This window comes from Ideonella alba, assembly GCF_018069875.1.
In the GTDB taxonomy this organism is placed as follows: domain Bacteria; phylum Pseudomonadota; class Gammaproteobacteria; order Burkholderiales; family Burkholderiaceae_C; genus Ideonella; species Ideonella alba.
This window is the reverse complement of sequence record NZ_JAGQDF010000024.1, coordinates 1-22,007: the sequence shown is the minus strand read 5'-3', so window position 1 is coordinate 22,007 and position 22,007 is coordinate 1. Positions and strand designations below refer to the sequence as shown.

Below are 22,007 nucleotides of genomic sequence, written 5' to 3'. Positions count from 1 at the left end.
GGCGCTGAACATGAGGACCCCCGCTGAGGCTTATGCAATAGCGGCTTGAGCTGAGCAGGTTCTGCTGGGTCGATACATGGACGCACATCGCAAAGGTCGCCCTCAATCCTGAACGCGACTGCTTAGTCTCAGCGGTCGCGCACCAGCGAGATATTCAGCCAATGGCTGAATGACTGAGGCGACAAGTAGCTTGACGCGCACCGGATTGGGCCAGGTACTGCGCCGGCCGCCAACGACGCAGCAGAAGGACATCTGCTGCCAATACCCGTGCTTTGCGTTGCATCTCCCTCGACCCGTGAGTTGCGACCATCCCAACGTTCCCGCGCAGCAAACCGCATCGATCTGGCTCACACGATCCGAAGATGCAGGGCTATTGATGGAGCTTGGCGATCAGTCCTGCGTGCATCGACCTCGCCCCTGAGAACTTCTCTCGTCCATGCATGACGAAATAGTTGTCTGCGAGAAGGATGTCTCCGGGAAGCATCTCGACGGCGCGCTCCGACCTCTTCAAGGCTGTCCAGATCGACAGGAGAGCTTCACGAGGGATGGGACCACCGTCCGCATATGTCACTCGATTCAGATGATCCTTGTCGCCCCGGTCGACCAGCCTTTGAATGTACCGCTCCTGCTGCTTTCGCTGGTCGTGCTTAGCCCACTGAAGCATGCAATCGGGGGAATAGTAGTGAGCCTGGTTGAACCAGACCTCACTGCCGGTCTCAGGATGACGCCTGAAGGCCGAAGTCACCCCATGGCGCAAGTGCATCGTGCCGTCGTCGCACCAGGATGCGCTCCAGCCTCGACGGCTAGCGATGTCGAAGGCCGACGACCGTTCCTCGGTCTCGAAGACGTCCTGCCAAGGCCGCGACACGCCCGACGCAAGGTACATGGAACCCCGGGATGGCAACGCACGGGTGATGGCTATGTTTCGATCTCGAAACGATTCGATTACCGGCTGCGGCAGCAGACGAACGACGTCTCTCGCGTCGGCCAGGAGGCTGCACCCCCCAGCGTCGGCCGCGCGCTCACAGTAAAAGCCGATTCCCTCCGGCGCTACCGGCAAATAGGACATTTCCTGGTGAAGGGCGATGCTGTACTCGCCAGAGAGTTCAGTGGCGGAGTACGTGCGACTTCCAAGCCTTCTGCGGGGTGTGCTGCCGCCAACGTAGTCATGCATTGGCGTACCGATTGCAGCCAGGGCGATCGAAAAAGCTTCGGCCCCGAGGGTTCCCGCGAACCCGCGTAACAACACGCTTCCATGGGATCGCATCCGAGTAAGTATCGCAGAGGTGTTCTCGCACAGCCATTCTTCGAACTCTTCATGGCATCGCGGCGGTGTGCCTTCATTGGCGCAAAGCGCCGTCGGCGCGCCACTGTACGGTCTGCTCCATCCCAATCCTATATCCATCGCTGGCGCTCCCTCGGTTCCACTCAATATGAGAGCGGGAAGTCTAGTTCATGCGACGCGCTTTACTTGAAGCGTGCCAGAAAGCTGCTGCTCGTTGGCGCGAGGGCATAACGTGCGGGATCTGCGCTTCAACGTATACTAAAGTGAATAAGGCGGCTCATCGAAGGGCCACCAACTCAGGGAGCCTAGATGCACACTCGATGGGCGATCGATCGCTGGGATAGCGATTACCTTAGTCGTCGGGCCAACCGCGTCCTTGCGTTCGTCTTACGGGCGCCGCGCTCAATGCGTTGGCCAATCTTCTGTGTTCCTATCGGGCTTCACAGCCGTCTTCGGCTGAATCCGTAGTCCGCGCTCTTCCGGTGCCCGATCCGCGTCGAGACCGCCTTAGGTGACTGCCCAACTGTAAGTCCATGGACGTGGAGCGGCGGGCCTTGAGAACTCCGGGAATCGTTTCAAGGCTCGGCATTGACAGTGACCCCTTCAACAGGACTACATAACGTGCACGGCGACGCCTTTCCCGCTTCCTTTGGTCAAAGCCGCATGTGGTTCCTAGACCGCTTCGAAGCAACGGCTGGCTTGTACAACTTGCCGACAGTATGGCGCCTGCTGGGTGCGCTCGACATCGCGGCGCTCGAAGACGCCTTTAACGATGTCTTGGCTCGCCACGAAGCATTGAGGACGGTGTTCGTCGAAGAGGATGGCCGGTTGTTGCAGGTCATACGACCAGCCAGTCGTCAAGCGCTCAAGATCGAAGCTTGCACCGAATCGGCACTGGCACCGCGGATCCGAGCAGAAGCCGGAGCTGCATTTGACCTGACTCGCGACACGCTAATCCGTGCGCGGGTGCTGCGGATTGCGGAAGACGACCATGTTCTTTGCCTCACGTTGCACCATATCGCCGCGGATGGCTGGTCTCAGGAGATCGTGCTAAAGGAGCTCTGCCTCGGGTACGAAGCCCGCAAGCATGGGCGGCCCGCAGAGTTGAGCGATCTCGCGATTCAGTATGCGGACTTCGCGATGTGGCAGCGTGCATGGCTGCAGCGCGAGGAACTCTCTCGGCACATGGACTACTGGAAGCGGTATCTCAAGGATGCGCCCCGCCTGATCGAATTGCCACTGGACCGACCACGCCCGGCCACGAGAACCCAAGCTGTGGGTGTCGTGGATCTCAAGGTAGGCCAGTCGCTTGCGAACGACATCCACGCGCTGGCGAGAAGTCTGAATTCGACGCCGTTCATGGTGCTGGCGGCCGCCTTTTCGCTGGTCCTCTCGCGCCACGCGGGACAAGACGACGTGTGCGTCGGGTACCCGGTGGCCAATCGGGGGCGGGCACAGGTCGAAGGCGTGGTGGGTCTGTTTGTCAACACGTTGGTTCTGCGTACCACGATCGATCTGAGCGCCACCGTCAGCGACCTTATCGCGCAGACGCGTGAATCAATCCTTGGCGCTGATGCGCACCAAGACCTGCCGTTCGAGAAGCTAGTGGATGAGTTGAAGCCTCGTCGAGCGCTCGACCACACGCCGCTCTTTCAAGTGATGATCACCTTCCAAGCTCCGTCTGCCGACTCCACACGAGGCGGGATCCATTTGGTCGGTATCTCAGCGCACAACCTGCCTGTCGAGTCCACCGGCGCGAAGTTCGACCTGACCCTCGAAATCGTGGCGGGGAAGAACGGCCTGAGCTGCGCCCTTGAGTACGACGCACACCTGTTCGACCGCCGGACCGTAGAGAGGATGGCCGGTCACTGGATCCAGGCGCTCGAAGGGATGACGCGCGCGCCAGACTCTCGGCTCAAGGATATCCAGCTGATGACCGCCCGGGAGTGTGAGCAGGTCATGAATCAGTGGAACGTCGGGAGCCAAGTCGGACAGGAGTCATGGCACCCCTACGCGCATGAAATGTTCGGGCAGATGGCGGCTCGATATCCTGCGCAACCCGCCCTGCTTTTCGAGGACGAACGCCTCAGCTATGGTGAATTGGATGCGCGCGCCAATCAGCTCGCGCATCATTTGCGCGCAAACGGCGTGTGCAGTGGTGCGGTGGTTGTTATCCTGCTCGAGAGATCCGCCTCGCTCATCGTCTCGATCCTGGCTGTTCTGAAGGCAGGAGGCGCGTACCTACCGATCGACATCGAGGCACCGATTTCCCGAAAGATTTCGCTGCTGTCCGATGCGCGGGCATGTGTTGCAATTGCCGACGAGATCATCGGTAAGGTTCCGGGGCTGCGCTGGATACTGCTCGGTCGCGACCGAACGCGCATCGAGGCGATGCCTGTAACTTCGCCGAAGGTCCCTCTCAAGCCCGCAGACCTCGCCTACTGCCTGTACACGTCCGGCTCGACGGGGCAGCCGAAGGGCGTGTGCATTCCTCATGGCGCGCTGTCCGCGTTCCTCAACACCACGCAGGCACAGCTCGGGATACCGCCGGGCAGCACCGTAGCTGCCATTGCTCCGGTGACCTTCGATCTTTCGGGATTCGAGATCCATGGGGCGCTCAGCGTCGGTGCAACAGTGGTACTTGCCAGTCGCGAAGACGCTCTGGACCCGAATCGCCTTGCAGACCTCATCGAGCGCCACAGCGTCCGGTCAATGCTTGCGACGCCAACGACGTGGCGCCTGCTCAGACAACTGCCGCGCAAGTTGTCGCTCGGGTTGGCTCTATCTTGCGGAGAAGCGCTGGATGACGATCTGGCGCAGTATCTCGCCTCCATCGCGGACCAAGCCTGGAATCTCTACGGACCAACGGAAACCACAATCTGGTCACTCGGCGGGCCGCTGCTCAAGTCCGGCCCGGTTACGATCGGCGGCCCCACTGCGCAGACCCGCGTGTGCGTGCTCGACGAGAACTTGTCACCCGTGCCGGTGGGCGTCGCGGGGGAACTGTACATCGGGGGCCTCTCCCTGGCGCGCGGCTATCTGGGCAGGACGGACCTGACCGCCGAGCGATTCATCCCCGATCCGTTCGGACCACAGGGAAGCCGGATGTACAAGACGGGCGATCGCGTGCGTTGGCGGAGCGACGGAAAAATTCAATACCTGGGACGCAACGACGACCAGGTCAAACTTCGCGGATTTCGCATCGAACTTGGTGAAGTCGAGCATGCCTTGCTGCGGGATCCGCTGATAACTCAGGCAGGTGTCTTCCTGCAGGAAGGCGAGGACGGTAGTCATCTGGTGGCTTGCGTCGTTCCGAAGAAGGGAGCCGGCGACGGATCGGTGGTTGCGGTACGCGACCGCATGCGCGCCGCGTTGCCGTACTACATGGTCCCCAGCGTGTGGGTCGTGTTGGACCGGTTGCCGTTGAACCGGAGCGGCAAGCTCGACCGGGCGGCGCTTTCGCAAACAACGGGCAAGGTGAGCCAGGTTTGCACATCCCAGCCCCCGAAGAGCCACAACGAGCTCAAGATGGCGCAGTTGTGGGAAGCTGCTCTCGGGCGGCCCGTCGTCGACGTCTCGGACGACTTCTTCCAACTCGGTGGAAACTCTATGCAAGCCGTCCGACTGGGCGGGCTGGTATCGCGCGCGTTCGAAGTCGAGGTGAAGACGGTGGACGTCTTCCGCCATCCGAGCCTCGCTTCGCTGCTGCTGCTGGTCTACGACCGGCGTATGGCCACGCGAACACTGCTAGACGACACGCTGCGCAAGGGCAAGGGACTCCGGTGCACCTCGGCGAGCACGCCGAATCTTTCATTCGAATCAGATCTGCCCCTTGCAGGTCCCACGGCCGTGTTGCTGCCGGGGGGCGGCGGGCTGGGGATGGCGATGAACCCTCTTGGGCGGGAACTGCTGCGTCATCAATTTAAGGTCGCGTATCTGCACTACAACGGCGTGGAAGTCGGCGACGCGGTCGAAGACGACCTCGAGCAGATGTGCAAGTGCTACGGCGACCAGGTCGCAAGGCTTGGTGCGGGCCCTCTTGTCTTGGTTGGCTATTGTCTAGGTGGAATGTTGGCGGCACGGCTGACCCGCTACTTGGCCGATACACACGGGATCGGCGTGCCACTGACAGTCGCTCTTGACTGCTCCTTCGACGAAACCGGCCTGGACAGCGACCGCACCCAACGTTACCGCAGCGGCCACTATGCCGCGCTGTGCCGACGCTATGCCAGCCGCACGGATTCCTTCTATGCCAAGGCGTTCCACGGCCTTGACAATCACGAGTGTGCGGAAAAAGCGGTCGCGGCGATGAACTTTGCTTCGTTGGAAGACCGTGTGCAGTGGCGAGACTTCTTGGTACGGCACTGGGAAGTGACCGCGGCGCATCTTCGAGCCTCGTCGCGCTATGCCAACCAGGTCCGTTCGTTGTGCCAATTGCCGGCAAGGCCCCGCGAGCCCGCAGCCTGCTTCGGCACACTCCTGTCTATCGAGGCGAACCAGTCGATGGCGGAAGCATTGGACAAGAAATACTGGCAGGCGCAGGGGTTCCGGGAAGTGTGTCGCAGGACGGTGCAAGGTGACCACAATTCCTTTCTTGAGAATCGAGCGGACGAGATCGCAAGCACCATCGCTGCACTAAACGCTGCTTCGGTCGCGCCTTCAGCTTTCGAACGGGAGTAAGCATGACGTTTTCCAACGGCATTCCTTCTCGACGCATCGATTTGGCGTTCGAGCACTTTGGTAGTGCCACTCCGGACCGCCCGGCGCTGACGTTCTTGGATCAAACCTGGACCTACGCCGAACTCGCCTTTCAGGTACGTAACATTGCCTGCCGCCTGGCTGCTGAGGGCGTCAGCGAAGGCGAATTGGTCGCGATTCATCTCGAACGTTCGTTCGATCTCGTGGTGGCCATCCTTGCAGTGGCTCGCTGCAATGCCTGCTACGTTCCCCTAGATCACACGCTGCCCGAATCTCGCATCAGGAAGATCCTGCAGGACAGCTGCTGTCGGATGCTGATCACCACGAAGGCGGTACGAAGTGTTCTCGGTCATTGCGTGCCCGATGAGACCGGGTTGCTCATTGTGGATGAGTCGGTCGCCTCATGCGTCGCGCAGCTCCCGGATATCTCGCTGGATCCCTATGGGCCCGCATACTGCATCTACACGTCGGGGTCCACTGGCGAGCCGAAGGGCGCCCTTAATACACGCGCCGGGCTCGAGAACCGGATCGGCTGGATGCGCGACAGCTACGGCGTGACCGGAAGCGACGTCATCTTACAGAAGACGCCCGCGACCTTCGACGTCTCGGTCTGGGAGTTCTTCTTGCCCTTCTCGGTCGGCGGCCACCTGGTCGTCGCTGCTCCTAACGGACATCGGAACCCGCGCTACCTGTCGCAGCTCATCAAAGAGCGGGGCGTCACGGTCGCTCACTTCGTGCCCACGATGCTGAGAGCCTTTCTCGCCCACGTGGACGTGAGCGAGTGCAAGAGCCTGAGGCACATCTTCTGCAGCGGAGAGTCGCTGCCACCCGATACGGTTGAACGCTTCTTCGGGCTGTTCGATGTTTGTCGTCTGCACAACCTGTACGGCCCGACAGAAGCCTCTATCGACGTCACTGCCCATGAATGCACGCACGACGACGCGATGCGCGATCGCGTCCCCATCGGGCGCGCCATTCCGCACGTGTGCGTGGACGTGCGCGATCCTGCGTCTTTGAAGCCAGTAGCTGACGGCACCGACGGGGAGATCTGCATTTCCGGTGTCGCCGTGGCGACAGGCTACCTTGGGCAGCCGGAACAGACGGCGCAGCGGTTCATACACGACGTGCCGGGAGTGCCTGGGACACTGTATCGGACCGGCGATCGAGGCTGCGTGCTGCCCTGCGGCGAGATCGAGTTCCGGGGGCGCTTTGACCTTCAGGCCAAGGTCAACGGCAATCGCGTCGAACTCGAAGAGATTGAAACCTGCATCCGTGGAGTTCACGGCGTCGTTGACTGCGGTGTCTTCGTCGAGCGGTCAGATGCGGATTTGGCGAAGCTGGTCGCTTGCGTCGTGCTGGAGCGTCCAGTTGAAGGGGTCGACGAATCGCGCTTGTTGGCGCGCGCCACGGCCCTGCTTCCCTCGCACGCAGTGCCGCACCGCGTGGTGATCGTCGAAGAAATGCCACTCGGAAGGTCGGGCAAGCTCGCACGTGAACACTTGGCAGATTACGCGGCGCGGGCTACCTCCGCTGGGTCCGCCGCTGGCCGGTCGCTGGCAGAGGCCGTCACCGCGGCATGGCAAGAAGCGTTTCCAGGCCCGCGCTCGATGAAGGCGAGCTTCCATTCGTTAGGCGGCAATTCGCTTGCCGCAGTCCGGCTGTGCGCCCGAATCGAGGAGCTTTGCGGGATGCGCGTCTGCGTTTCAGAGGTGTTCGCCCATCCCACGGTCGAAGGCCTTCTGTCTCGCATCGAGTGCCGCAAGGAAGACCTGACGCAGGCCCCCCCCGACTTGCCGGCGTTTGTTTGATGGACATGCGATGCTCGGCAACCCGCTCCCGTTGAACGCTCCGCTGCAAGTGGAAGGCCATGGGGGACCCGCACTGGGCGTGGTCGGCGGTATGGGGCCGCTTGCAGCCGTGAAGTTTCTCGAGCACCTTCTTCACGCCACGCCTGTAGAGTGCGAGCGCGACCACATTCGGGTACTGCTGGACAACGATCCGCGGATCCCTGATCGGCAGGCCGCGTATCGGGGTCGTGGCGTTTCGCCGGCCCCGGCCATTCGCCGCGCCATCGAGGCGCTTGCTCGGCAAGGAGCAATCGCCGTAGCGGTGCCTTGCAATGCTGCTCATCACTTCAGAGCCGAAATAGCGCATGAGCTGCCGGTGCCGTGGCTGAACATGATCGAAATGGTTGGAAAGGCAATTGTGCAACGGGCGTCGCGGCCGTTGGTACTAGGCGCGCCCATCACGGTAACCGAGAGGCTGTACAGCGAGTATCTACCGGGCTCCATCTATCCCACGCCGGAGCTAAGTGAAGCGATTTACGATGTAATCGATCGTCTGAAGCTGTGCACCGTCAACGAACCGGCGACGCAATATTCGCTGTCGACAAGGCTTCGCGATCTATTGCACAACCAAGACTGCGACGCCGTGCTGCTGTCATGCTCGGAGTTGACCTTGCTTGGAGAGATTCCTGGAATTGAAGTACCCATCTTCGACAGTTCACGCGAATACGCCAGACTTGTGGCTTCTGCAATGTCTTGTCTTGCGAAGGAACGGACGGACTGCTGAGAGGCGAAGTCTCGCTATCATTCTCGCGGTGCGTCGTGCCAATGGGCGTACCTAAGCGACCAAATCAAGGGAGGATTGGCAATGGCGCTGCTCGCCCCGTCGGACAACTTGTATTGCGGTGACGACCCGTATCCGCGATATCGACAACTGCGTCGGAAGGGCCCCATCCACTGGACGGACGAACTGTTCGGTGGGGCATGGGTACTGACGACCTTCGAGGGGGTTCAGTCTGCCCTTAAGGATCCTCGCCTGTCGGCCCATCGCACAGGCGGCTGGGTCATGCGGCAGTCTCTGCGCGGCAGCGAGGAAAGGCGCCGCCTGATCGACATGCAGCGGCTGTTCGCGCGGGCCATGCTTTTCGTCGACAAGCCGACCCACCCTCGGTTGAGGCAGGCGATGCAGGCGGGCTTTCGACCCGCGTCTATCCAGAAGCTGCAGGGCTTCGTCGTCGAAGCCGTGGGCGAACTGATGGACGAAATCGAGGCGAGTTGCGCGGCCACTGAGCCTTTCGATTTCATCGAAGGATTTGCCCGTTTGCTACCGGCGCGCGTGATCTCCCGCTTTCTCGGGTTCCGCACCGTCGATCAGGCGCAGTTCCTCGCGTGGTCCACGGACATCGCCGCGTTTCTGGGATCCGTCTTGCCGACGGCCTCGGAAATCATGGCCGGTCGCGACAGTATGCTCGCTATGAGCGAATACATCGATCGTTGCATGTCCAGCGGCGACGTGCACGATGATGATCTTCTGGGCATACTGATGCATGCTCAACGGCGTGGCGAGATCGAAGGCGGCGCGGAGATGCTCGCTCAATGCGCGATGGTTCTGTTTGCCGGACATGAGACGACACGACACCTTCTGGGCACTGCGGTCTACTGGCTACTTGCCGACCGACGCCGATGGACATCCCTCGACGACCCGGCGCGACTTCCGGCTGCGGTGCGAGAATTGCTCCGGTGGGACAGTCCGGTCCAATATACCGGGCGGCGAGCGAACTGTGCCTTCAAACTATTCGGTCAGGACATCCGGCGCGGCGACCTCGTTCTGCCGCTTATCGGCTCAGCCAATCGCGATCCGCTTCGCTATCCGGATCCAGAGCAGATCGACCTGAATCGACCGGTCGGAATCCCGCTGTCGTTTGGCACGGGTCCGCATGTGTGCATCGGCGCAACACTAACGCTGATGGAGGCGGAGTGTGCCATCGGCGCGCTGGTACGGCGATGGCCCCAGGCTTGTCTGGCCGATGAACCTCAGCAGTGGATTGACATGCCGCTGTATCGAGGGCTTCGGAAGCTGAAGGTCAACAGGACCCCATCGCGAGACTCGTCGTCATAGACCGATTCCGTCCCACATGCACATCACACATCGCTCTACACATTAAGGAGTGAAGCTTTGCAAAGTGCTTACTACGACGCCATGGCTCCCTTTAGCCACCTGCTGTTCGCCAACTGGGATCGATTCCAGACCTGGCAATTGGAGAAGCTGTCGAGTCATCTGCCGAAGCCCAGTCCCGATGTACGAATCATTGATTTCGCCTGCGACATCGGGACCCAACTGGTGCCTCTGGCGCAAGCCGGATTCACTGTTTCGGGAATCGACTCTTCAGCGCTTTGTGTGCAGAGGTGCAGGCGCGAACTCGGCGCCCGCGAGCTGAGGGCCGATGTGCATCACTGTGATTTTGTCCAAGAGCCAGATGACATGCGATGGGCGAGTGAGGCATTCGACGTTGCCCTTCTGATGGACAACTACATCTTCCACGCCGCCGATGACGACGAAGTGTTCACTGCGCTTCGTTGCATACGAAACAGCCTGAAGCCGGGCGGTGTGGCACTTGTTGCCTTCCGCGCCTACGACGACGCGAACGCGCGGCCGACAGTGACGGTACCGACGTTCTATGCTGAGGAATCATCGCGACGATTCGTTCACCAAGTCTGGGACTGGCAGGACGAGTCCTGCTACGACTTCCACTTGTACCTCAATGTTCAAGACAGCGAGGGAACGTGGGCGGCGCTCCACTTTGTGGGTCGCTACCGTCCTGTGCCGCACGACCGTCTCGCGCAGATTGCGCGCGCTGCAGGCTTCCGATCAGTTGAGCTCATCGAGCCCGAGCGAACGCAGTATCACCGATGGCTATTGAAGGCGCAGGCCTGAAGCTGTACGTCGATACAAACCTGCCCAAAACAAGGAGTTCGTGTGCCCAAGCTGATCAATATCATTCGCAGGAGCGAAAACCGCAGGCTGGTGACGTTTCGCAATATCGCCTACCTTGAGTCCAATGCGGCGCTCATCAGGCACCCGCAAGGACAGCTGTTGTTCGACGTGACGACCTCGACTTCGTTCGAACTCACGGTTGAAGACGCTGAACTCGTGGAGCGCTACGCCGAAACCCGAGACGCGGCAGACCTGTTGCGCAGCCCCACGGTCAGCCATCTGGTCAGCGAAGGCAAGCTGTTCGGCAATGACGCCCATCGCAAGGCTCACCGCAAGAGCGATCGCATGCGACTCCAGGATGTCGTGGTCCAGATCGCCTATGGGTGCAATCTCAAGTGCACATACTGCTATGCCGACGAGGGAGAGTACGGCGGGGGGGAGCAGATCATGATGAGCGTGGAGACCGCCGAGCGTGTGGTCGACTTTGCGTTCGAGCATCGTGGCTCGTCGAGCCTGGGATTCGCCATTCTCGGCGGAGAACCGTTGCTCAATCGTCCTTGCCTCGAGCACCTAGTACACTATGCCGCCGAGCGAGGTCGACGCGAGGGCGTTGAAGTGGAATTCTCTATCACCACCAATGGAATCGGCATAAATCAGGATTGGTTGGACTTCTTCGACAAGTACAAGATCGCCGTCCGACTGAGCATGGACGGTACCAAGGACATCAACGACCGCTATCGAGTCAACAGCAAGGGCGGGGGCACGTACGACGCGGTGAACTTCAAATATGGAAAGGCGTTGAAGGAGAGTCCGGTCAAGTTCCAAGTCCGCGCCTCCTACTTCGGCGAGCATGGCGACCGTCTCACGGACCAGGCCAAGACTATGGTGGAGGAGCTCGGCTACGACAACATAAAAATGGACTTCATCTGGGGCATCGACGGGACGGTCGGCGAAGTCACGCAGGACAACCTCGATCTCACCCTCAACGGCATCGACCATCTCAGCCGGTGGTTCGAGCAACAGGTCCTTGAAAACGGGTTCGATTGGCGGAGATTCAATCCCTACTCCAAATACATGGGTCGACTGGTGCAGAAGCCCGTTGCAACCAATATATATCTCGAGGAGAACAAGGGCGACCTCGTCGCGGGTGGATCGATCCTCGAAAACAGTGGCGTTGAATGCGGGGCGGGAATCAACGTCGTCTCGATCTCGGCGGCCGGCGACATCTATACGTGCCACCGCACTGAGGGAAATCCGAGATTCAAGATGGGAGATGTCCGGCGCGGGGTCGATCAGTCGTTCATCGACTATTGGAGCAGCAACTGGCGACTCACCAATCCCGATGCGGACTGCTCGAAGTGCTGGGCCCGCTTTGTCTGCCTGGGCGGATGCCCTGCATTCGGCGTATACAAGCACGACGATCCCATGCAGAACGATCGAATCCGCTGTCAGCTTCGACGCCAGTTCATCGCGAGCTCCATAATCCTCCACGAGAAAATCAAGAAGCTGAATCCCTCCGAGCTTTCCACCGTCGCCGCATGATCACCTTGGGTATCGCTGGCTTGGCTCACGACGCCGCCGCCGCGGTGGTGGAAGATGGAAGGGTCCGGTTCGCGCTGGAAGAGGAACGCGTCACTCGCAGGAAGAACCAGTGGGGCTTCCCATTTGAATCCTGCAGGGCGGCACTAGCGATGTGCGGGCTTACACCTCGAGATATCGACCGGGTCGCCTTCTACTGGGACGATCGCGCTGCGTTGATTCCTGCAGTGCTATCCGAGTTGCGCGGCGCGCTGGATGTCCGGCGGCCAACGCTGGCGCGAATAGTCCGCAGGTGGAAAGCCGTGGGATCGAACCGACTGGTTCGACAGGCCTTGCAGGAGATATGGAAGAACGGGGCGCTGCCCCCGATCGACTTTGTCGACCATCACCTCGCGCACGCCCTGTATGCGCATCGCTCCAGCGGCTTCGAGCGTGCGCTGTCTGTAGTAATCGATGGTCGCGGTGAGTATGCGAGTCTGACCGTTTATCGCTGCGATGCAGACCGCGTCAGTTGTATTCAGCGGGTGGCGATGCCCTCCTCGCTGGGCTTCGTGTACGGTGCCGTTACCCAGCATCTCGGCTTTCATCCCGCAGCCGACGAGTACCGCGTCATGGGGCTGGCGTCCTTTGGCCAACAGGACAGTGCCCTTGATCGATTCTTCGCCGCGCTCCTTCCGATCACCCCGAACGGGTTCAAGGTCAATCTGCACTACACGCGGTATCAGCATGCCGAGTCGACCGACCGGCGCTGGTTGAGCGAGGCTGTAGACACGGTCCTCGGTCCGCCGCGCCACCGAGACGGCCCGATCGAGTCTCGACACGCAGACATCGCGCGTGCCCTGCAATCGCGATACGAGGAAGTTGTCCTCCGGATTCTGTCCGGGCTGGCTCGACAGGACCCCGGATTGCCGCTAACACTCTCGGGTGGCTGCGCCATGAACTCAGTCTGCAATGGCCGCATCTTCAGGGAGTCGGGATTTCGGGATTTCTTCGTACCGCCCGCTCCGGGAGACCAGGGCGCCGCGATAGGTGCAGCCTTCCGCGGTTTCTCGTTTCGAGAAACAGCAAGGCACGTCGAGTTCAACCGGCGTGCCCAGGTCGGGCCGAGGTACACGCGTGAAGAGGTCGAGCATGCGGTACAGGCTCGTGGATTAAGTCCTGAGCAGAACAAAGACCCTCGCGCGAGGGTCATCGACCTGCTCTGTCAAGGCAAAGTCGGCGCCGTGTTCTACGGTGCACTTGAATTCGGTCCGCGCGCGCTAGGCGGAAGAAGCATATTAGCCGATGCCCGTCGTGCGGACATGAAGGACCGAGTCAATTCGAAGGTGAAATTTCGCGAACAGTTCCGGCCATTCGCAGCTGCGATTCTCCGTGAGAGAACACGTGAGTACACTGGGCATGATTTCCGTTCAGACTATATGAACCTGGTGATGCCCCTACTTTCAAGCAAGCGCGCGGTTGTGCCAGCAGTCGTGCACGAGGACGGAAGCTGCCGCTTCCAGACCGTGTGCGATCTCAGCGACTCTGTACTGCGAGACCTTCTGAGAAGATTCGATGAAAGAACGGGCGTTCCGATGCTTCTCAACACGTCGTTCAATGTCAACGGCGAGCCCATCGTGATGAGTCCGGCCGATGCGATCAATTGCTATCTCGGGACGGATATCGACTTTCTGCTGATGGAAGACGTGCTGCTGTGCAAAGCAGCAGCTTTGGAGAGCCAATGTTGAAGTTGGTCGAAGAGGACAACGTGCCCGCCTTCCACGATCTCGACAATGCGGGTCGCATGATAGATCGAGCACTGGCAACGCTGGGACGAACGACGCTCGTCACTCAGATAAAGCGCCTGATGTGGTTGGAGCCCTTGGTCGGTGTGCCGGTGTATGCAAAGCTGGAGTTTCAGCAGATCTCAGGCTCCTTCAAGTTCCGCGGTGCATGGAATGCCTTGACGCAGCGAACACGGCCTGACGTGGTGGCGGCGAGTGCTGGCAACCATGGACTGGCCATAGCTACGGCAGCGCGCATGATGAACCTTCCAGCTCGTATCGTGCTGCCTGTGGGAGCCAGCCGGTTGAAGCGCAGCAAGTTGGTCTTCGAGGAGGCGCAACTCCTCGAGCACGGCGATTCGCTGGAGGCAGCGGGCGCCCATGCGCGCCATCTATCGATTCGACATGGATGGGACTACATTTCGCCGTTTGCAGATCGACGCGTGATTGCCGGTGGGGCAACGGTCCTCGTCGAAGCGCTCTCCCAACTTACGGAGCAACCGGCGGCGGTCTACGTGCCGGTGGGCGGGGGCGGGCTCTTGTCCGGTTGTACGTGGGCGCGTCGGTACCTCCAAGGGAGTTTCAGCATCATCGGTGCCGAACCTGAGAACTACGCGTCGGTGCAAGCCAGTCTCCACTCGGGCAAGCCAGTTCGAGTTCTCAACCAGCCGACGTTCGCCGACGGCCTGGCAGTTCAGTTGTCCGAGGAGGAATCGACCCTGTCTTCCCTCGCCGATGCCCCCGAGGCCATGCTGGTTTGCTCCGAAGAAGAGATTGCCGCAGCGACAGTAAGCTTGCTTCAGAACGAAAGTTGGCTCGTTGAGCCGTCCGGCGCAATTGCGGTGGCTGCACTTGTGCAGCACGCTCACCGGGCCAGTTTGCGTGGGCCGGCACTCCTCCTGCTCACGGGAGGCAATGTCCAGAAGGCGACGCTCAACCGCCTGCTGGCCTTCCCGTTCACCAACCGTACTCCGCTTTCTCGGTTCTTGGGCCTCATTGGAGAATCTCCAGACGAGCGCAAGGAACCGCGACGCTTCCAGTACAGATCAGACGGATACAGTCCCGAAATGCCGAAACCGTCGCTCGTTCAAGAAAACGAGCGGCCCGATCCCTCCGTAGATGCGCCGACCCCCGTTCATCTGGATGTGGCGCGACGCGATTGGACAGTCCGTCATCGCGAGGCAAGCCAATCTATCGATGAATACCGCCGGTATTGTGAGTCGCTTGAAATTGCGCTCTCACCTCGAGTGCTCCAAATGGCCGATCACGTTCTGGCGATCGCTTCGCCTCAACATGAAGAGCCGCCCGGCAACGACTTTACGGCCAAGTCTCACCTTCGGGCGATGAACATCCTCTGCTCGGCTGTCACGCGTATGTTTGATTGGCGATCCCCAGCGTACGATCAGTCTCTCGTTCCGCAATTCCTGGAGTTGCGCAGCCAAGAGAACAGCGACGTCAACTACGACCGCTACGGCAGCCCTGCGGTGACGAGGATTGAGTCACAACTGCGCGAGGTGTTTCGAGTCGGGCGGGAGGATGTCGCCTGCACAGTGACCTCATCCGGGATGGCAGCATACGGGCTCATTGAATCCTATTTGCTTCGCCGACACTGGCGGCACGGCGCCCAGGTGGCCAAAGCGCCCTATGTCTACTTCGAAGCTTCTGAGCAACTGGAGTCCTTACCCTGTGTCAGGGTGGATCGGCTGGGATCATACGATGCCGATGAAGTGGCGGCGGCTGTCGTGGCTGGCGGACACGACTCCTTGTTCATCGATCCGGTTGCCAACAATGTTGAGCTGCGTGTCTGCGACGTCGCGAAGCTTGCACGAACGCTCGCTCGGAGCATCGATCGGCCTTTCTTCCTGGTCGTCGACGGAACCATGGCATCGGCGCAGCTCCCGACGCACCTGTTCACCGACGAGATCCTGTCCAATGCAAATCTAGAGATCCTTTATTACGAGAGCGCATCAAAGTACCTGCAACTGGGCTTTGAATACACGCTTGCCGGCGTCGTCGTCCACCGCGCGTCGCTGCGCCCGTACATGGAGCGCCTTCGAAGGAATATCGGCGCGATCCTCTACTCGCCGGACGCAGCCCTATTTCCGAACTACGACTCCAGGGCATACGAGGACCAGCTTTCTCGCATCGGTGCCAATTGCGCGCGACTTGCGCACGGTTTGGCCTCCATGCCCTTGATCGATCGACTTCTCAGGGTCCATTCTCCTGCACTGCCCGGTCACGTGGACCGCTCCGCTGCGTGCACCCTCAACTTCACTGGCGGTTGCCTTTGCCTTCAGTTCCGCGAAGAAGGACTCAATGCACCCGACCAACTCAATGCGTTCATCGCGCTGGTCCTCGAAGAAGCGCGTGTAGCCGCCGTGCCCCTCGTGAAGGGAGTGAGTTTCGGTTTTGCCACCTCGCGCATTTCAGCTGCGGCAGCGATCGCCGATTCCGAACGTCCATTCCTACGCGTGTACACCGGTCTGCTGCCGGCGGCGGGCGTCGATCGATTGGCTGTGGCCTTCGTTCGTGCCCTGAATCGTTTCACGAACACGAACAGCGACCCGCTCGAATGACTCCCGAACCGCTCTTCTGCTATCCAGCTTTGGACAATGAGAGGTACCTAACCCATCTTCGGGCGGTATTCGAGGACAGTGTACAGAGCACCGAGTACGCGCGCGAGCTATCGCCATTGCAGACCGTTCAGCACGCGGAGAGGGCGGTCGTGACGCGCCTTGGGATCTTGCGCCGGGTCTATGCGGGCGAATATTTCACGGACAGCTTCGATATTGCGCGCCTAGCACAACGGGTCAAGGAGTCGCGCGAGTTCATTTGGTTCTGGGGCCGCTCGGCGATCGTGGAAGCGTGGTGCAACGGGATCCCCGACACTCCTTCGAGTTGTGACATGGGTACGGTCAGCGTCATCGACTCAAGCGAAGAGTTTGGGCCCGGCATGGGCGAAATCTGCCGTTCTGGATCCATGTCCGCAGTTCACCTGAAGCCGTACGCGGTCAAGCGCATCATCGACTTCTTGTCGAAAAAGATTCCTGCGTTGCACGAGGCATTCCATACTCTGCTTCTCGTGCCGCGGGTGCGCGCTGCAGGAGATGGTATCCGCGGAGGCAAGTCGGTCAACACGATTCACAGAAAATACATCCGCTCGCGCTTCTGGGGCTTCGCTCCCTGGTATGTGATGCAAGGCGGGTTTCTTGAGTGCCTTGAATACCGCGAGGTGAATCGCGATCGGGATGACCTGCTTCGGGGCCTGTTGGCTTTCCCGACGATCCATCTGCTTGACGCTGACGATCGGCGTTTCGTCGAATCGCTTTTCATGTTGAACCTTCCTCAGCATGCGAAAGCCCTGGGTTTCGAAGTCCCGCTTCCAAGCGTTGGGACGGAGGCGCGCTTCGAGTTGGTCTGCCAGGCGGGAGAGGCCATCAGGCAGTACAACCATCGGGCGTTTTCAGTCGCATCCAGGTTGGACGGGAGCACGGGCTTCACTCTCGACCAGCTTGAAGCGAGCATCGCCGAAACCTCTTGCACGGTGGTCCATCTAGATATCTCTCGACCGGACAGCCTGGAAGCTCAGCGGGCGTTGATCGAAAGGGGCTATCGGCTCACCTGCGTTCGACCACCCCGCGCATTCATCGGCGAAGCGTCGACCCCGAGCGGCGGCATGCCGTGCTACGGGAGTTGGGCCAAACCGAACCTTCGCTGGCAGATTGCTGCGCCTCACTATGCCCTGCGCGATACGACGCAAGAGTACGAGCAGGAGGTCGTTCTGCACCTGCGGCGAATGCTAGACAACTGGATGAGGGCCTCGTGAAGCCTGCTGGCTTGCCTTCGTGGCTGGTTCGCCTGGGGCTGGTCAACATAGCCGGCATGGTCGGAGCTGTCCTGGCGGGTACGCCGGAGGGCTGGCTGGCGCTCGCTTTGTTCGACGTTTGGTTTCTTTCGGAGTTGCGGCTGGAAGTTCGCAGCGGTACCTCGAGTGGCGCGGAAGAGGATCGAGGGTCCCGAATGGTGCTGACGGTCATCCGCGACGTCAGCTTGCTCGCGCCTGTATGGTGGGCCACGCAGCAAGGTCCGGCCGTTGTCCGTCCTGCGACCATGATCGTGGGCCTTCTCGCCTTTGCCTTGGGCCTGGGCATCCGGCTCGGGGCAATGCGTTGCCTCGGATCGCACTTCACAATGGCGTTGACCCGCCAGGCGCATCACACACTGTTGACCGAGGGCCTATACCGCCGCATGCGTCATCCAGGCTACCTCGGGTTGATTCTCATCTATGGCAGCTTTTCGTTCGTGTGCGGCCTGAGCGATGTCGGAGTTGTCGTGGCGTTGGTATCGCTTGCCGGGATGCTGTATCGCATCCGCCTAGAAGAGCGCCTGCTTTTGCACACATTCGGGGGACGCTACGTCGACTACCGGCGCCGGACATGGGCGCTGTTTCCTCGATTCGGCAGCGAGGACGTCAAGCTGTGAAAGGGTCGATTCACTTTCCATGCACCGGGGGGCAGCGCCGCCTTTGGGGTCTGTCAGGGCGAAATCCTGGCGAATGGCAGGACAACTTGACCACGGTTTATGACATCCAAGGCGCGATCGACACTGTGCTTCTCGAGCGCGCACTGCATGTCGTGCGGTCGCGTCACGAGGCGTTGCGCACGTCGATCCGTATGCGCGGGATCGATCTCGTGCAGGTTGTTCATCCGGCGCGCTACAGACCTCTTCGCGCAACTCTGGTGGACCGCCACGAGCTTGACGCTCATGGAGGCATCTCCGGATATGTCGCACGCCGTATCGAGCGACCCTTCTTTCTCTCGAGCGGTCCGCTGTGGCGATTCGAACTGCTACACCTCGGGTCGGACCGAAGTTTGTTCATCGTGTGCTCGCACCACATCGTGTCAGACGGCATTTCGATGGAAATCGTGTGGCACGAGGTCGTCATCGCCTACAACGAATTGCTGGCTAGAGCCTGCCTGCCAGTCACATCGAGACGCAAGTCCTTTGGCGACTTCGCCCAGTGGCTGAGCAACTGGACCATGCAGTCCCACTTCACGGCCCCCTTCGTTCGCTATTGGACCCCAGTGCTGGCTGGGCCCGCTTGGCCACACCTACGATGGCACGATGGCTGTCGGGCATCTTCCTTCCGGGGGAAGGCACTGCGGGGGCATCTCCCGGACGCGTGCTATCGCGCCTCCCGACTTGCACGAGAGAGGTTTGGAGTGACCGACTATGTCGTGGCTCTGGCGGCCTATCTCGTCACGGTCCATCTTCACAGCGGTGAGACGGACCTGGCGCTGATCTCGCCGTTCTCCGGGCGGCGTGCCCCGGGGCTGCAGGACGTCGTCGGCAGGCTGATGACGGGACACGTCATTCGGTACCGCTTCGAGCCTACCTGCAGTGCAGGGGCGCTTCTAAGCGCGCTTGCATCCCACGTGGCAGCGACGCTGGACTATCAGGATCTCCCGTTCGAGTGGTTGAGCGATGAGTTTGAACTTGCAGCGCGCCAGCCGGTGGACCAGATTAGGTTTGCGCTGGAAGACTTCAGCGGGGCTGTGTCCTCTTTGGGCGGCGCGCGTGTCAATGCGCTCGAGTACGGCTCACATTCCGGCCCGAAGCGGGACTTGAACCTGTATGTACGTGTTTACCAGAACCACTGGAACTTGGTTGTTCAATTCAATCAAGACGTGCTGAGCGAGGACTCGGTCGCTCGGCTGATGCAGACGTTCTGCGCAGCGCTCTTGGCTTGTGCTGCGGATGACGACACGTCCGTTGCACAGCGTACTGCCACGTTGGAGACGGCCGCAGAGGGCCGCGTCCAATGGAAGGACCAGCAAGAAAGACTCATTGAAATGTCTTCCTTTGAGGAACTCAAGATATGACAGCGCCGCACGCAAGTCTCGCCCTCCCTGGGATGGATGCACACATGGAAAACTTCGATCGCAACACCCGCAATCGCTTGGCTGGGTCAGCAAGCCAAACCAATATGGTTCACTTGACCCCTGAAGAAAGACGGAATGAATGTCTTTCCGACGAGCATTTGCAGCTGGCCACCCTATTGCTGATGTGTAACGGCTTCGTGATTCTGAGGGGGGCGATGCCATCAGCCCTGGTTGACGATATGAAACGGGAATACGACGCAATCATTCACGACTGCGAATCGAGTCTTCCAGGAAAATCTCTGGAAAAAATCCCGTGGCAGTCCGTAGGAAATACGATATTCTGGATTGCCAACGCACGGCTACGAGCGTTTATCAGAATGAAGGGCTCATTTTCAAATTATCTTGTTGTCGCGAACCCATTCGCGGTTGCAATCCTCGAGAACGTGCTTGGCGCTAACTTTTTTTGCAATTCAGTTTCCAGCGACACCTGCCTGGCCGGTTCGTCCTTTCAATCGCCTCATCGCGATATCGGTTTTTATCCGAACGGCCAGACGCGCGGGACCATCGTCAACGTGCCGTTGATGCATTGCGGGCTCCACAACGGGCCCCTGGAAATCTGGCCGGGTGGAAGCCACCTGTGGAAGCGGGAAACTTTCGCAATGTTCGACATGCGCGCCTTCGATCAGGACGTGGCCAACCCGCCAATGGAACTGTTCGCACGCCGCCTCCCTTCCGTGAAAGTCGAGTTAGAACCTGGCGATCTGCTGCTGCGCGATCCGGGGGCATTGCATCGCGGCACGCCAAATCCCACCCGCGAGCCCCGCATCATGTTGACAATCGGATACTTCCGAGAGGGAGAAAAATATCCGTTTGGCGACCCTGCGTACAACCTCGATCACGATATCTTTGAAAGCCTGCATCCGCACGTGCGAAAACTGATGGAGTTTCGATATCGATCTCGAACCAACTATCCCGCGCTGTACGGATGAATCTCGGAGCTGCGCAATGATGTTGAATAACCCCGCCCATCTTGGCCACGACGAGCTTGCGGCTGCGTCGTATCGGCCCACCTTAGTGTTGGAGCTAGGGGAACGCTGGAGCCGTGAACGGCTAGAAGCTCTGCTGGCAACGCTCGCTAGGGAGCGTGACGTCGGCAAACGAATGGAACTCGCGTGCCGTGAACTAGTGGGCACGCCCTTTCTTGCGGAATCCAAACTCCCTCTGCTGCCCGACGGTTGTCTAAGGTTTCGGCTCGAAACGATGGACTGTTGCACCGCGATCTACAACCTGATCGCATTGGTGCACTCGCGGGACATCAATGTCCTAGGCCAGTCTCTGGCCTCCATCCGGTATGCCGACGGCGCGCTGAAGAACCACCCGGCGACTGGCACCTTTCTCGGATTCGCCTCCGAGGTGCTCTTCGGCCGCGCAGTCGCCAAGGGATTCGTTTCCAATGTGACGGCGGAAGTCGCATGTGGCGTCGAGCTCCAATCAGTTCGGCTGAACCTCCAGCCCCACAGGAGGCCGCATTTTCTCGACGCCAACGAGACCATCGTGCTACCACGATATGCCAGTGGCTCTCAGGAGTTTCTGTATATAAGCGTCGAGAGCTTTAGCGGCATTGATTGGAGTCGGTTGCGGACGGGGGACATTGTGCTCTTCACACGCGGCGCACGCCTCAAGGACGGTTCGCCCAATTTCGATTTCGTAAACCACCTCGGCATTGCCTCATGCGAGCCAGACAAGATCGCGCTGCTACATTCGACGCGTCACTTCACGGTTGCACCGTCGCGTCCGGGGACCGGCGTCTTCTATGATGACGCATGCAGGCGGGAGCAAATCGGATTCGGGTATGCGGGGCTATTTCTAGGCGAGGAGCATGCCATTGACATCGATGGTGACCGCATCTATGGATACGATTCCAGCAGGAAGCGATCACTAGTTGACTATGCTCAGTCAAATTTCGCTGGAATTGCGGTGCTCCGGTGCGGGCTGCCTGCTGCATGCCCGTAGGCGGTAGACCCCTCAGATTAGATGGAAGAGTTGACCTGCCCCCCACCCTCCGTACCAATCAGAAGTAGCAAGGGGTCCGCCTTTCAGGAGAATCGCGGACATGAGGAA

General features: G+C 60.1%; 14 protein-coding genes. 13 read left to right on the top strand and 1 reads right to left on the bottom strand.

The annotated features are described in order from the left end of the window. Positions 1–370 precede the first annotated feature (370 nt). On the bottom strand, positions 371–1,405 hold the full coding sequence (locus tag KAK07_RS24755) for a TauD/TfdA family dioxygenase (RefSeq protein ID WP_256441172.1): 1,035 nt from the start codon (positions 1,403–1,405) through the stop codon (positions 371–373). A 501-nt stretch (positions 1,406–1,906) separates the two neighbouring features. On the opposite strand from KAK07_RS24755, the gene KAK07_RS24750 reads away from it, so the two are divergent. From KAK07_RS24750 to KAK07_RS24690, 13 genes are all read left to right on the top strand, one after another. Then, the gene (locus KAK07_RS24750) at positions 1,907–5,965 is read left to right on the top strand and encodes a non-ribosomal peptide synthetase (protein WP_210857211.1); all 4,059 of its coding nucleotides are present in this window, start codon (positions 1,907–1,909) and stop codon (positions 5,963–5,965) included. A gap of 2 nt (positions 5,966–5,967) precedes the next feature. Next, positions 5,968–7,791, top strand: coding sequence for an amino acid adenylation domain-containing protein (locus KAK07_RS24745; RefSeq protein WP_210857212.1), 1,824 nt, complete (start codon positions 5,968–5,970; stop codon positions 7,789–7,791). 10 nt (positions 7,792–7,801) lie between these two features. Continuing rightward, the gene (locus KAK07_RS24740) at positions 7,802–8,554 is read left to right on the top strand and encodes an aspartate/glutamate racemase family protein (RefSeq protein ID WP_210857213.1); all 753 of its coding nucleotides are present in this window, start codon (positions 7,802–7,804) and stop codon (positions 8,552–8,554) included. 81 nt (positions 8,555–8,635) lie between these two features. Then, positions 8,636–9,886, top strand: a complete 1,251-nt coding sequence (locus tag KAK07_RS24735) for a cytochrome P450 (RefSeq protein ID WP_247661396.1) — start codon at positions 8,636–8,638, stop codon at positions 9,884–9,886. Between the two features lie 57 nt (positions 9,887–9,943). Next, on the top strand, positions 9,944–10,702 hold the full coding sequence (locus KAK07_RS24730) for a class I SAM-dependent methyltransferase (protein WP_210857214.1): 759 nt from the start codon (positions 9,944–9,946) through the stop codon (positions 10,700–10,702). 42 nt (positions 10,703–10,744) lie between these two features. Then, a complete protein-coding gene (locus tag KAK07_RS24725) occupies positions 10,745–12,244 on the top strand; it encodes a radical SAM/SPASM domain-containing protein (RefSeq protein ID WP_210857215.1) in 1,500 nt (499 codons plus the stop codon). Beyond that, the gene (locus KAK07_RS24720) at positions 12,241–13,968 is read left to right on the top strand and encodes a carbamoyltransferase family protein (protein WP_210857216.1); all 1,728 of its coding nucleotides are present in this window, start codon (positions 12,241–12,243) and stop codon (positions 13,966–13,968) included. Before KAK07_RS24725 ends, KAK07_RS24720 begins: the two co-directional genes overlap by 4 nt. Next, entirely contained in the window at positions 13,962–16,580 is a 2,619-nt protein-coding gene (locus tag KAK07_RS24715) for a pyridoxal-phosphate dependent enzyme (RefSeq protein ID WP_210857217.1), read from the top strand. Before KAK07_RS24720 ends, KAK07_RS24715 begins: the two co-directional genes overlap by 7 nt. A gap of 149 nt (positions 16,581–16,729) precedes the next feature. Continuing rightward, the gene (locus KAK07_RS24710; RefSeq protein WP_210857218.1) at positions 16,730–17,830 is read left to right on the top strand and encodes a hypothetical protein; all 1,101 of its coding nucleotides are present in this window, start codon (positions 16,730–16,732) and stop codon (positions 17,828–17,830) included. Positions 17,831–17,841: 11 nt separating this feature from the next. Continuing rightward, positions 17,842–18,486, top strand: coding sequence for a methyltransferase family protein (locus tag KAK07_RS24705; protein ID WP_210857219.1), 645 nt, complete (start codon positions 17,842–17,844; stop codon positions 18,484–18,486). Then, on the top strand, positions 18,441–19,886 hold the full coding sequence (locus KAK07_RS24700; protein WP_210857220.1) for a condensation domain-containing protein: 1,446 nt from the start codon (positions 18,441–18,443) through the stop codon (positions 19,884–19,886). Before KAK07_RS24705 ends, KAK07_RS24700 begins: the two co-directional genes overlap by 46 nt. Positions 19,887–19,930: 44 nt before the next feature. Further along, complete coding sequence (locus KAK07_RS24695) at positions 19,931–20,875, top strand: phytanoyl-CoA dioxygenase family protein (protein WP_210857221.1); 945 nt, start codon at positions 19,931–19,933, stop codon at positions 20,873–20,875. A 16-nt stretch (positions 20,876–20,891) separates the two neighbouring features. Then, positions 20,892–21,899, top strand: coding sequence for an N-acetylmuramoyl-L-alanine amidase-like domain-containing protein (locus tag KAK07_RS24690; RefSeq protein WP_210857222.1), 1,008 nt, complete (start codon positions 20,892–20,894; stop codon positions 21,897–21,899). Positions 21,900–22,007: the final 108 nt, after the last annotated feature.